Source organism: Pseudomonas sp. ICMP 8385, from assembly GCF_002699915.1.
In the GTDB taxonomy this organism is placed as follows: Bacteria; Pseudomonadota; Gammaproteobacteria; order Pseudomonadales; family Pseudomonadaceae; genus Aquipseudomonas; species Aquipseudomonas gessardii.
This window is the reverse complement of record NZ_LKBY01000106.1, coordinates 57,066-70,201: the sequence shown is the minus strand read 5'-3', so window position 1 is coordinate 70,201 and position 13,136 is coordinate 57,066. Positions and strand designations below refer to the sequence as shown.

General features: G+C 56.4%; 9 protein-coding genes. All 9 read left to right on the top strand.

Annotated features, from left to right (window positions below):
* Positions 1–346 precede the first annotated feature (346 nt).
* Positions 347–847, top strand: a complete 501-nt coding sequence (locus AO268_RS18615; protein ID WP_099169459.1) for a hypothetical protein — start codon at positions 347–349, stop codon at positions 845–847.
* 53 nt (positions 848–900) lie between these two features.
* Complete coding sequence (locus tag AO268_RS18610) at positions 901–1,140, top strand: hypothetical protein (protein ID WP_033045051.1); 240 nt, start codon at positions 901–903, stop codon at positions 1,138–1,140.
* 13 nt (positions 1,141–1,153) lie between these two features.
* Entirely contained in the window at positions 1,154–1,438 is a 285-nt protein-coding gene (locus tag AO268_RS18605; RefSeq protein ID WP_099169458.1) for a hypothetical protein, read from the top strand.
* A 14-nt stretch (positions 1,439–1,452) separates the two neighbouring features.
* A complete protein-coding gene (locus AO268_RS18600) occupies positions 1,453–1,728 on the top strand; it encodes an RNA-binding protein (RefSeq protein WP_099169457.1) in 276 nt (91 codons plus the stop codon).
* A 12-nt stretch (positions 1,729–1,740) separates the two neighbouring features.
* Positions 1,741–2,091 carry a hypothetical protein gene (locus AO268_RS18595; protein ID WP_099169456.1) on the top strand — a complete coding sequence of 117 codons (351 nt, stop codon included), beginning with the start codon at positions 1,741–1,743 and terminating at the stop codon, positions 2,089–2,091.
* Positions 2,092–2,149: 58 nt separating this feature from the next.
* Positions 2,150–3,712: a DUF4942 domain-containing protein gene (locus AO268_RS18590; protein ID WP_176561392.1), complete on the top strand. Its 1,563-nt coding sequence runs from the start codon at positions 2,150–2,152 to the stop codon at positions 3,710–3,712.
* Between the two features lie 509 nt (positions 3,713–4,221).
* On the top strand, positions 4,222–5,073 hold the full coding sequence (locus AO268_RS18585; RefSeq protein ID WP_441344179.1) for a WYL domain-containing protein: 852 nt from the start codon (positions 4,222–4,224) through the stop codon (positions 5,071–5,073).
* On the top strand, positions 5,070–10,355 hold the full coding sequence (locus AO268_RS18580) for a DEAD/DEAH box helicase (protein WP_099169453.1): 5,286 nt from the start codon (positions 5,070–5,072) through the stop codon (positions 10,353–10,355). Before AO268_RS18585 ends, AO268_RS18580 begins: the two co-directional genes overlap by 4 nt.
* A complete protein-coding gene (locus tag AO268_RS18575) occupies positions 10,352–13,135 on the top strand; it encodes a helicase-related protein (protein ID WP_099169452.1) in 2,784 nt (927 codons plus the stop codon). The genes AO268_RS18580 and AO268_RS18575 overlap by 4 nt, the downstream gene beginning before the upstream one ends.
* Position 13,136: the final 1 nt, after the last annotated feature.

Genomic DNA, 13,136 nt, shown 5'->3' with positions numbered 1-13,136 from the left:
GAGCTCAACTACGGGGTCGATCTATCAACCATCTGAGGGTAGCATCAGGTTGGTGAGGGGAAGGTGCCCCATCAACCATTAAATCCGCATACCCCAATTTCTCAAGCTGGGTCGCCGTGCCAGAAAGCGCCGTTTGTTGGGCCTTCAGGCTAGCGGCGTTGTAATACTCCAGAACGGCCAGGACATCCTCCGCGCTGATTCTCCAGTGAATTTTATCTTTTCCCATTTTCACTCTTCGCTTGTCCGGGCAGCCAGTGCGTTCAATCCAGCTTCAGGCCAGGTGCTTGGGTTGTGCCTGGCAAGTGGGATAATCCATAGATCTTAGTAGCTCTCCAACAGGAAACCTATGCGCAGCGGACTAGATTCGGCTGAGGATGACTTCAAAAAATGGCTCAGCCCTTCCGTGGTGGTTGACTCCTCGGGTTCTCCTTTGCTGCTGGAACATCGAACCAATGAGGAGTTCGACACCCTCGATCCGTCCAAAACGGTAGACGGTGGGCTTCATTTTGGTACCGCAGTACAGGCCTCCATGCGAGCTGGCAAGGGTTCTCGTGTGATCCGGGCCTATCTGAAGGCGAAGAATATTCGCCGAAGCAAAGATCGCGGCGGAAACTGGAAATCCATTATCGCGAGCGCGAAACGTGCGGGGATGGATGCAATCGTCTATCTCAATCGCTACGAAGGGCTCACCACTGAGGTGATTGAGCGGCTAAGCGCTAGTGGCGACCTCAGCCGGCTCGACGACATGACAGATGCGCAGTTTAGAAAGGTAGTGCCCGAGGCTCGGGACAGTTACATCGTGTTCAGTCAGGATCAGCTTTGGATTCAACGCGAACGCTCTGAATAGACACCCTAAACCCAACCGATAGCGACACCCAACCACAGAAGGAGAATGACCAAATGGCCGATCAACTGGATTACCTCGACGCATTGGCGCTGCGCGTGGCCAAGGGCGACCTTGACTGTGTTGGTGCCCTGAGTCGTGGCGAATACCTCTATGTCGCACTGGCCGCGAACAGCGCCGAGCTGCTGAACCAGAGCAATGACACTATCGCCGAAGCACTGGCCCGCCTGGGGCCTGAATGGACTGCGGCGCTGATCGAGCGCTGGCAGTACAAAGGCAATCCAGCCCGCTACTGAGGGAACTCGTGCCATGCGTGCCGACCTGCTAGACCGCTACATTGCCCGCCTGTGCGCCGAGTCGGCGGGCCTCGATTCACTGCATATTGACGTGCCCTATATGGCCGGCCGCAAGCGCTACGAAGCCGGCAGGCCCTGGCCCAACCCGCTCGGCCTGGTCTACCGCGCGCAGCGTATCGCCCGCCTGGGTTATGCCGACGCCGCGCACGGCCGCCCGGTGCGGAAACTGCGCGACCGCGCTGCGCCGGTTACTAACGTGACCTACCCAGCGCCTGACCCCGTAACCGTAACGAACTGAAAGGAACCCGCTCCATGCGAACCCTGACGCTGCCGCTCAAAGGCGAGTATTTCGACGCGATCAAGGCTGGCGTCAAGCTGGAAGAATTTCGGGCTGCCACACCCTATTGGCGTCGGCGTTTGGAGGGGCAGGGCTTCGACCAGATAGAGCTGACACGTGGCTATCCGAAGCGCGCAGATGACGCACGAAGACTTGTGTTGCCCTGGAAGGGCTATCGCTTGACGACGATCGTTCATCCGCACTTTGGGGCAGATCCAGTCGAGGTTTTCGCCATTGATGTATCGCGCTAAGGAAACGGTTCAGTGAATCCGATCAAGCAGCACTTCCGACTGAAAAAACCATGTGCGAATTGCCCGTTCCTGAAGGAGGGAGCCATTCCGCTAAGCCGCGGGCGCTTGGAGGGGATTATTTCTACCCTGATCGAGGATGATCACTCGACTTTCCAGTGTCACAAGACCGTGCATTCAAACCGGGGTGGCAACTGGGACGATGAGGGGAACTATGAACCCTCGGGGCACGAGTCGATGTGCGCAGGCGCTGCGGCATACCTCATGAAGAAAGGCAGGCCGACCGTGGGTATGAGATTTGCCTTCGCCACTGGAGATGCTGCCCCCAGCGACTGGGATTCAGCGAGAGAAGTCGTGATCGACTGACAGCTTGGGATTTTTCGGGACAATGAGAAGTTGGTGGAAACCAAGGAGGTTTTCACTTATGCAGCTTTTCGAGAACGACCGTCATTCCAGTCCAGTCCTTCATGGCGATGTCATCGACCAATTTTTTGCCCCCGTTCAGTTTGACGCGCTGACGTTGCTGGCCGGCGATTACGAGCGCGAGAAGGCCCGTGTCATTGAGGTACATGGGATCATCACCCAGGAAAAGGTTTCTGGTGTGCTGGGTTATTTCTTCGATGGTAATGGCAATGACCAGTACGGTCGTAGCGCAAGCATTCGCCATACCAGCGCCTTCGGCGAAATATTCCAGCTTGAGGGCGCGCTGAACGAGTTGACCGCAGCCTATTGGCAGCGTGCGCTCAATCAAACTGACCTTATGGAGCACATGCCGCAGGCCCGCCGTAGCCAATGGCACAAAACCCTGAACGCCTGGCGCGACCACAACTACAAACGCGGCGAGAACCCTGAGCTGGATATGCCAGAGTTCAATCTCGACAACCTGCGTGCAACGATTCAAAGCCTCCTCTCCCGCCGTGTTGAATTCTTGGCCGAGCGTGTTGATGGCATCTTCCGAGCCCTGTCGCGTACCCATGTGACCAATCAGCCAGAAGGCTTTTACAAGCGCGCAATCATGAGCCACGTCTATAACGACTGGGGATCGACCGATCATGACCGTGAGGGCTATATCCACGATCTACGCATGGTGGTAGCCAAGTTCATGGGCCGCGATGATCCGTGCCGTGCTTCTACCACTCGCATCCTGCACCTGGCACGGGCAAGCCGGGGCGAGTGGGTTGAGATAGATGGCGGCAGCGTTCGCGTTAGGGCATACAAGGTGGGTACCGCTCACCTTGAAGTCCATCCGGACATGGCATACAGGCTCAATAGCGTGTTGGCGTTCCTGCACCCGATGGCCATCCCGGAGAGCTTCCGCAAGCGCCCAGCAAAGCCGAAGGCATCTGGCTTCAACAGCAAGACGCTTTACGAGCGCCCCCTATCGAACGCAGTGACATCGCTGCTCAGCAGCGCTGAGACATACTACTACCTGGAGAAGACGACCAACTTCCGCCGCGAATACGACCGTATTAACGTACCCAATACGCTGTGTATCTCCGTGCGAGAGCGTGCGGACAGCAAACACCTGCTCGATGAGGTGGGCAGCGTCATGGCGGCTCTGGGCGGGGTTCTGACCACCTGCCCCAAGCATGGCCGCCTAACCTACTGGCAGTTCGACTATGACCCGCGTGACGCTGTTGCAGAGGTTGCTGCACGTGGCAGCATTCCCGACCAGAAGAGCTATCAGTTCTACCCGACCCCTCCGAATCTCGCACAGCGCCTAGTGGACTGGCTGGATATCAGCCTGCTCGACACTGTATGCGAACCTCAGGCTGGCCAGGGCGGCATTGCTGATCTGCTGCCCAAGGATCGCACCCGTTGCGTCGAGGTCAGTCCGCTGCATTGCCAAATACTGAGAGAGAAAGGACACAACGTCATCGAGGGGGATTTCCTCGCCTGGAAACCTGGTACCTCCTTCAGCGTGATCGCCATGAATCCGCCATACAGCGATACGGGTGAGGTTGCTGGTATGGACATGGTACGGTGATGATTCATAGTGTGGACATTTAGGGTTTGACGAGAGCCGTAAACCGACTGGGGTACGTCTCAGTCATCGCTAAGTTCTGATAGTCATCAAGGCCTTGATCGGGTCGGAAAGTTGCGCTCAGCTATGCCTGGCTGGCGGGACATCGTTAGGGTTCGACTTTGAGAGGTAAGCGTTGTCATGGTGCTGGCCGCGACAGGCTTCTACAAAAGTATGCCTTTTGTGCTCGGAACCTTGAAGGTTCGCCGTTAGCGCGCTTTCGAAAATCCGGGCACAAAGAAAGCCGCTAACAGAGAAAGCGGGAGCTCAACTTCCGTCGCAAGCTAGAGAAGCAATTACTTGCGCTGCTACACCTCTCACATCATGATGTGATCATATTGATTATATTAACAGGGTGATAATGAGTATGTGGGCGAACCTTACTACCTTGTGGTCGCTCCCGTGCATATGGTGAGCCTTTGACTATGCACACTCAGCGTGTCGATCATTTGAGCCATACCCAACGAGAACGTTTGGCCTATATCGACTTTCGCCTCTACTTCATGGGAGAGATCGGGCGGCCTGACTTGGCGAACCGCTTCGGAGTTGCTCCAGCGGGTGCCACAAGAGACTTGGCCCTGTATCGAGAAATTGCGCCACAGAACATCGAGTTCGATGGGAGTAACAAGATCTACCGGACGGGTAAAGCGTTTGTACCCTTGTTTGAGCATGCTCAGCCGCGAGTTTTGTCAGCACTTTCACTCGGATTTGACGATGGTGTGAATGGCGAATCAAAGCCGCTACTTCCCTGCGAAACTCCGGCTATCTTAAGTTGCCCTCGCATAGAGATCCTTGCGCCAATCTGTCGGGCTATCCACCTAAAGTGCCCGGTATCCATCCGCTACCACTCTATGAGCAGTGGAGAATCCGAACGCGTAATTGTGCCTTTTGCGCTCGTCGATACAGGACTGCGCTGGCACATTCGTGCCTTTGACCGGAAGAGCAACGAATTCCGTGACTTTGCCGTAACGCGGATTCAAGCCCCAAAGTTATTAGATGAAGAAGCGAAAGCGGGAGAACGCCAAGACCACGACATTCAGTGGACTCGGATTCTGGAGCTAGAGCTTGTACCGCACCCACGCTTGGAACGCCCCGAGATCATTCGAATGGACTACGCGATGGCAGGCGAATCGATTCGGATTCGTGTCCGCGCGGCGATTGCTGGCTACATGCTTTTGCGATGGAGCGTCGACGCTTCGTCAGACCATAGCTTGCAAGGACATCAATATCGGCTTTGGCTGAAGGACAACCTATCGCTGTATGGCGTCGAGAATGCTGTATTAGCTCCCGGCTACACGCTTCCAAGGGAAGGAAAGAATAAATGAATGATGTATTTGGCTTTCGCGATCAGCTTATCGACGAATACAGCTCGTTTTCCCGAAGCTTTTCCCGAATCGCAGCATCCGATATCAGGGATGAAGTTGAACGGCAATATGCCGATGGCCGCTATTGGCCAGAGCCTCTCGTCCAAATCAACCCAAACTACCAACGCAAAGGCACGGTGCAGCAGTTGGTCGCAGAGGGCGTGTTGCATGGCGCTTGTGCCGAGCTTTTTCAGGTTGGCAAAGCAGAGGGACATCCGCAGCCACTGCACCTATATGCGCATCAGTTGCAAGCGCTGGCTAAGGGGCAAGGAAAGCAGAGCTATGTCGTTACAACAGGCACTGGCTCCGGGAAATCGCTGTCCTTCTTCATTCCGGTCATTGACCGGATTTTGAAAGCAAAAGACCAAGGAACAACCGCACGAACCCGCGCCATCGTTATCTATCCAATGAACGCCCTGGCGAATAGTCAGCTTGAAGAGCTAGACAAATTCCTTCATGGCTATCCGGAGGGACAACAGCCCTTCACGGTTGCACGTTATACCGGGCAAGAGTCAAAAGCAGAAAGGGATGTGATTGCAGGCAACCCGCCTGACATCCTGCTAACTAACTTCATGATGCTGGAGCTGATCCTAACTCGCTTTGACGAAGTGGATCGCCGCGTGGTGGATCACTGCCAAGGGCTGGAATTCCTGATTCTCGACGAGCTTCACACGTACCGTGGGCGTCAAGGTGCGGACGTGGCATTGCTTGTGCGTCGGTTGCGGGAGCGTTTGCAGGCAGATGAACTTGTCTGCATCGGCACGTCCGCGACCATGTCCAGCACCGGAACCCTGGCAGATCGCAACAAGACAGTGGCGGCAGTTGCCAGCAAGTTATTTGGCACACCTATCAGTGAGCAAGAGATCATCGGTGAAACGCTGGAGCGCGTGACCGACCCACTGAAAGATGTCACGGCCGTTCAGCCTGATTTGGCTGCCGCGGTAGCTAGTCCTGAATTTTCGTGGAGCAACTTTGAAGCATTTCAGGTCGATCCACTATCCATTTGGGTCGAGTTAAATCTTGGCATTGAGCTACCTGACAACGAGCCACCGCGCCGGGCAAAGCCGATGACCATCCAGGCAGCCAGTGAAAAGTTGGCGGGCGATTCAGGTTGTGCAGTAGATGTAGCGCGCGATGGTCTGCAGCGCTTTCTCGTGGCCGCACATGAAATCAAAACGCCACAAGGGCGGCCACCATTCGCGTTCAAGCTTCACCAATTCATCAGTGGCCCTGGTAAGGTCCTGACTACCCTTGAGGCCCCTGGGATTCGTTATGTCACTCTGGATGCTCAGCGTTTCGCACCAGGCCGCCAGGGAGAGGGTACACAGCTCTATCCCGTGCACTTTTGCCGAGATTGCGGCCAAGAGTATCTGCCAGTTTGGCAATCAAAGCAGACGCAGGCGAGTTTCACGCCCCGTGAAATCGATGACATCACAACAGACGATAACGAAGACGTCTTTTACGGATTTCTGTGCCCAGCGGGCTCCAATCTTCCATACCGTGGCGATATTGAAGATCTTCCAGAAACGTGGCTGGATTTAAGTCGCGATCAAATCAAAATCAAACAAAATTACAAGAAATCCGTGCCTTACAGCGTGACCGTTAACCCACAGGGAAATGAGGGGTGTGGCGAGTCGTTTTGGTACATCCCGGGCAAATTCCGCTTCTGCCTGAATTGCGGCCAATTGCATGAGGCACACGGTAAAGACATCAATCGGCTGGCCAGTCTTTCTGGTGAGGGGCGCTCGTCTGCTACGACGATTCTGACCCTGACAGCACTGCGCCAGCTCTTTAACGAAAAAGAGCCGGAAAGCGGGCAACCTGATCCACGCAAGCTGCTCGGCTTTACCGACAACCGTCAGGACGCAGCATTACAAGCAGGTCATTTCAACGATTTCGTTTTTCTGCTGACATTGCGCGCAGGTCTGATTGGCGCGCTACAGAACAGCGGCGGTGAGCTTAGCGAAGAACAGTTGGCAGATGCCGTATTCAAGGCACTCGGATTTGATCGGCTGGATGAAGCCACTCTGACTGAGTACCTGCGCACACCCAAGCTGATGGGTCTGGCTCGGCAAGAAGCGCAGCGCACTCTGCGCTACATCATCGGCTACCGCTTGCTGCGTGATCTGCGTCGCGGCTGGCGATTCAACAATCCGAACCTGGATCAACTGGGTTTGCTGGCCATTAGTTATCGCAGCCTGGATGATTTTTGTGCCGACTCTGCTGCCTTTAGCAAAAGTAGCCTGTTGGGGAAATTGACTGCCGCGCATCGGGCAGTCTTGTGTCAGCTTATTTTCGACACAATGCGTCGCGGGCTGTGTCTTGAGACTCGCTATCTTGATCCGGTAGAGCAAGACAAGGCCCGAACCAGTGCTTTCGCCTACCTTAACGAGCGCTGGGCGTTTGCTCCCGATGAGCAGTTGGAAACATCCAAATACCTGATTCTCAGCAAGCGGCCGGAATTTAAGGGCAAGCCGAGAACGGATCTGGTGACCGGTGGGCCTCGCTCGCGCATGCTGCGTGACATCAAAACCGCTGCCTTATGGAAAGATACAGCGCTTGCCGGGTTGGTCGCTATCTGGAAAGACCCTGAGTGGGTCGAACTGGTAGAGGAACTGCTGCAAGCAGCAGCACTTTACGGCTATGTCCAGAAGCATTCGATTGATCAACATCTAATTGGTTGGCGGCTGAATGCCGCCGCGCTGGATTGGTGTTTGCCAGAGGGTTTCCTGCAGGCGGGGGACACCCGTTCCAATCAGTTCTTTCGCACACTTTATCTGAGCATCTCGGAATTACTGCGTCAGAAAAGCCATCCGCTGTTTGATTTCGAGGCGCAGGAGCACACGGCCCAAGTGGATGCCGGGCGGCGCCAGTTGCTGGAGCAGCGTTTCCGCTACACCGACAAGGACCGTAAGGACTGGGCACAAAATCCGGCGCACGAGGCCCCTCTGGAACGTCTCCCGGTCATGTTCTGTTCGCCGACCATGGAGCTTGGCGTCGACATTTCCTCACTGAATACCGTGTACCTGCGCAATGTTCCGCCGACCCCTGCCAATTACGCGCAGCGCAGCGGCCGGGCCGGGCGATCTGGGCAGCAAGCACTGGTCATTACCTACTGCGCTTCGTTGAGCCCCCATGACCAATGGTTTTTTCATCATGCCAACGAAATGGTCCATGGCATCGTTCGTGCACCCACGCTGGATCTGGCAAATCGCGATCTGGTCGAGAGCCATTTGCAGGCGGTATGGCTGGCAAACGCCCACATTGCCCTCGATGTCAGCATCGCCCCCATGCTCGACCTTGATCAGGCCGGCAAGCCGCTGATCAAGTCCTACCACGATGCCCTTAATGACCCTGCTGTGACACAGCGCGCCCAAGCCAGTGCAGCCCGCGTAATTGCCCAGCTGAAGAACGAACTGGCCGATAGCGACTGGTTTTCAGCCGATTATGTACAGAAGGTTATTGAGCGTGCGCCCCAGGCATTTTCCGATGCACTGGAGCGCTGGCGCGTCTTGTTTGATGCCACCCGCACGCAAATGAACATGGCCGACCAAATCGTTAAAAGCCATACGGCATCACATAGTGAGCGTCAGAACGCTCAGCGCCGCTACGGCGATGCGGCCCGGCAGTACGCTGTGTTGCTAAAGAATGGCAATACGCAGAACTCGGATTTCTACACGTATCGTTATCTGGCCAGCCAAGGCTTCCTGCCTGGCTATAACTTTCCTCGGCTGCCCTTGATGGCCTGGATTCCTGCACGCGGTGGGGCATCCGCAAATGGCAAAGACGACGAGGGCAGCATGGTAAGTCGTCCGCGCTTCCTGGCCTTATCAGAGTTCGGCCCACGCAGTCTGATTTATCACCAGGGTCGTATGTACCGCGTAGTTCGCGCCAAACTTAACGTAGGTTCGGCCGATCACATCTCCGGCAACAGCCAGCTCGCCACCATCACCTCGCTGGTCTGCAGTCAATGCGGCTACGGTCATTTGGGCGATATCAACGGCACGCAGCCTTTGGTCAATCGCTGTGAAAACTGTGATGCCTTGCTGACCGAACACGATTGGGTGCGCGAACTGTACCGCATTGAAACCGTGGAAACTGTCGCTGTCGAACGCATCTCTATCAATGATGAGGACCGTCAACGTCAGGGGTTTGAGTTACAAACCACCTATCGATTCCTGCCAGGACCGGATGGCGTCATCCAGCAACGTAAGGCCGAAGTCAGGCTCGGCGACGAGGCCTTGGCTGAGCTGACCTATGCGCCTGCCGCTCGTTTATGGCGCATTAACCGTGGCTGGCGCAGGCGCAAAAACAAAGAGCAGCTGGGCTTTTACATTAATCCCATCACCGGCACTTGGAGCAAACAGGACGAGCCGGGAGCCAGTGATGAGGAAGGCAAGGACGAGGCCCTGCTCGACAAGGTGCCCAATCAGCGCATCGTTCCCTTCGTCGAGGACCACCGCAATCTGCTGATTCTGGCCCCCGTGCATGCCTTATCGACGGAGGCTATGGCGACCTTGCAAGCGGCGCTCAAGCGCGGTATTGAAATGACCTTCCAGATCGAAGAGTCCGAACTCGTGGCTGAACCGTTGCCCAAGGCGGACGAGCGCCGGGCCTTGATGTTCTACGAGGCGGCTGAAGGGGGGGCTGGAGTGCTGACCCGCATTGCCAGCGACCCAGCCAGCCTGGCGCAGGTCGCCAGTAACGCCCTCAAGTTACTGCATCACGCTGTACCGCTAGGCCCGTGGAAACTGGAAGATTTGCCCGCGCTGGAGCAAACCAATGCGCTGGGTAACCACATCTGTGAAGCAGGCTGCTACCAATGCCTACTGTCCTACTTCAACCAGCCCGACCACGAGAACATCAATCGCCGCAATGCCGATGCGCTCAAAGTTTTGGTGGCGCTGGCAAATGCCGAAGTCCAACCCAAGCAAGATCTACCGCTAACTCAAGAAAGCGCACCAGCCAACGCTCTCCTCAAACAGTGGTTGCAGGCTTTGGATGCTGCAGGCTTACGCCAACCGGATGCCATGCAGGTGCCCGTTAATCAAGGCGCGGCCATAGCCGCCGGCCAATACAAGTCAGTCCGCGCCCTGGTGTTTCTTGAAGACATTGACGCCGACACTGCGGCCTTAATGGCAGACAAAGGCTGGCAAGTGCTGAATTTTTCCGATCCATCGCAATGGCAAGTGCAGCTTGCAGCTCATCCCGATGTGTTCGGCAACCATGAGAAAACACAATGACCCAGCTTGAACACGACTTCATGCCCGGCAACCTAGTTCGTGCCCGTGGCCGCGAATGGGTAGTGCAAAGCGAATCACGCCGTGACTGGCTGCGCCTACGTCCTCTCGGTGGCGCGGACGACGACACCATTGCACTGATTCCGGAGCTTGAACTGCAGCCGGTTGAACCTGCCATCTTCCCCTGGCCACAGCCTGAGCAGGCTGGCAATCACGCGGCGGCACTACTGCTGCGTGATGCCTTGCGCCTCAAGCTGCGGGCCGGCGGCGGTCCGTTCCGTTCTTTTGGCAATATTGCGGTTGAGCCACGTGGCTACCAGCTAGTCCCCTTATTGATGGCGCTTCGTCTAACCACAGTGCGCCTGTTGATTGCGGACGACGTAGGTATCGGTAAAACCATTGAAGCCGGACTGATTGCCCGTGAATTGATGGACCGAGGTGAGATCGCCCGCTTAGCTGTCCTATGCCCCCCGCACTTGGTAGAGCAATGGCAAAGCGAGCTGGAAACCCGCTTCAATTTGCAAGCTATCGCGCTGACCTCGGCATCGGCCTCCCGTATTGAACGCGACATTCCCCATGGCGTCAGCTTATTCGATCACTATCCCGTGGTGGTGGTTAGCCTCGATTACATCAAGAGCGAGCGCCATCGCGAACACTTTCTGGCAATTGCACCAGAGTGCGTCATTGTTGACGAAGCGCATACCTGCGCGAGCAGTGGTGCGGGAAAACAGCTGCGTTTTGAGCTGTTGCAGCGTCTGGTGAAGGATGAAAATCGGCACCTGATTATGCTCACCGCAACCCCCCACTCGGGCGATGAAGCAGCGTTTTACAACCTACTTTCGCTGCTCGATCCGCGCTTTGTTGCCCTACAAAACCGTACTTCCGCCAATGACCCCTTGCGGCAGGAGTTAGCCCGGCACTTTGTTCAGCGCCGTCGCAAGGACATCGCCGAATGGCAGGCCGAGACTGGCGATGGTCGCGGTTTTCCCCGCCGCATGAAAACCGAAGTGACCTACCAGCTCAGTGGCGATTGGGGGAAGTTCTTTGATTCGGTTCAGGATTATTGCCGTGAGCTGGCTGAAACCATTGAGCAGCAGGGCGAGGGCCATGGACGCCTGATCTGGTACGCCACGCTCGCGCTGTTGCGTTGCGTCGCCTCCTCACCAGCTGCTGCGGTCAAAGCACTCTCCACCCGACTGGAAGGTACTCTTGCAACAGACGACCTACTAGCCGACGAACGTCTGCACGATGGCAAGGCCGATAACCTCGACGGCAGTGACTTGGAGCCGCCCGCACAACTTGCAGAAACCGGCAGGCTGCAGGGTCTTATCCAGGAAGCCGAGCGCCTTTCCGGTAAGGCGGGAGACCCAAAGCTTGCCTCTCTGATACGGCATATCGAGGCACTGGCTAAAGACGGTTACCACACCGTAGTGTTCTGCCGCTATATCGCCACCGCTCACTATGTAGCAGAACACCTGCGCAAAGCCTTTCCCAAGGCCACGGTCGAATCCGTAACTGGGGAATACACGCCGGAAGAGCGGCATGAGCGTGTTGACGCCATGGAAGAAGGCGAACCGCGCATTCTGGTCGCAACCGACTGCCTGTCCGAGGGCATCAATCTCCAGCACCTGTTCACTGCCGTAGTTCACTACGATCTGGCTTGGAACCCAACCCGACACGAGCAACGTGAAGGCCGCGTTGATCGTTTTGGCCAGCAGTCGGAAGAGGTGCGCTGCACGATGCTCTGGGGGCAGGACAACCCTGTCGATGGTTTTGTACTGAACGTGATTCTGCGCAAAGGCGAAACCATCCAAAAAGAGCTGGGCGTGCTAGTGCCCATGCCGGAAGACGAGGCCCGTATCAATCAAGCCTTGGTCAAGGCTGCGCTGATGAAGCGCAGTGATAGCCAAAAGTCATCACCTCAAGTCAGTTTTGACTTTGGCGAGCCCGAACGCATCTTGGCACCGCTGCAGGCCCAATGGCAGGACGCGCTGCAAAAAGCCAAGGCTAATCGTACCGTCTTCGCTCAGCGCAGAATCCGCCCTGATGAAGTGCTGCCAGAGTGGCAAAAACAGCAAGAAGCACTAGGCACCCAAGCCGATGTTCAGCGTTTTGTACAGAGCGCCTGTACCCGCCTCAATGCGCCGCTGGAGCCGGTGCGCAAACAGCAGTTTCGCTTTCTACCGCAACATCTGCCTGAGGCACTCAAGCTGCGTCTGGCCGATGAAGGCATAAGCAAACCGGTGCTAATTGACTTCAATGAGCTGCACCGCAGCCACCCGCTCGTTAGTGTGTTGGCAGAACACCTGCTGGAGACCAGCCTGAGCGGTGAGGCAGGCATTGCTGCACGCTGTGCCGCCACACTGACCGATGCCGTGGAGGTGGTAACCACCATTTATCTGCTGCGCCTGCGCCATCAATTGGGCTATGTGCGCCGTCGTCAGCCGTTCCAGATGATGGCAGAAGAAACCGTTGCCCTGGCCGTTGAGGGGCGCAGCAATCCGCAATGGTTAGAGGGCGATACTGTGGCGCGCCTGCTGGAGTGCACGCCCAGTGGCAACCTGCCGCTGGAAGCCGTGCAGCGCGAAATCTGCACCGCTCTCGACTTTATCGCCGCACACCCGCAACAACTGCAAACGCTCGCCGAGCAACGCGCTGAAATGCTGCTGGCCGACCACCAGCGAGTGCGTGAGGCGGCCCGCGATGTCGGGCAGTACAGCGTTAGCGCCTGCCTACCAGTGGATGTGATGGGCGTGTACGTGTTGCTGCCTGACTCACTGTAAC

Excerpts from the sequence above, each read along its gene's own strand:
- AO268_RS18615 (WP_099169459.1), top strand. The coding sequence starts at position 347 with ATGCGCAGCGGACTAGATTCGGCTGAGGATGACTTCAAAAAATGGCTC.
- AO268_RS18610 (WP_033045051.1), top strand. The coding sequence starts at position 901 with ATGGCCGATCAACTGGATTACCTCGACGCATTGGCGCTGCGCGTGGCC.
- AO268_RS18605 (WP_099169458.1), top strand. The coding sequence starts at position 1,154 with ATGCGTGCCGACCTGCTAGACCGCTACATTGCCCGCCTGTGCGCCGAG.
- AO268_RS18600 (WP_099169457.1), top strand. The coding sequence starts at position 1,453 with ATGCGAACCCTGACGCTGCCGCTCAAAGGCGAGTATTTCGACGCGATC.
- AO268_RS18590 (WP_176561392.1), top strand. The coding sequence starts at position 2,150 with ATGCAGCTTTTCGAGAACGACCGTCATTCCAGTCCAGTCCTTCATGGC.
- AO268_RS18580 (WP_099169453.1), top strand. The coding sequence starts at position 5,070 with ATGAATGATGTATTTGGCTTTCGCGATCAGCTTATCGACGAATACAGC.
- AO268_RS18575 (WP_099169452.1), top strand. The coding sequence starts at position 10,352 with ATGACCCAGCTTGAACACGACTTCATGCCCGGCAACCTAGTTCGTGCC.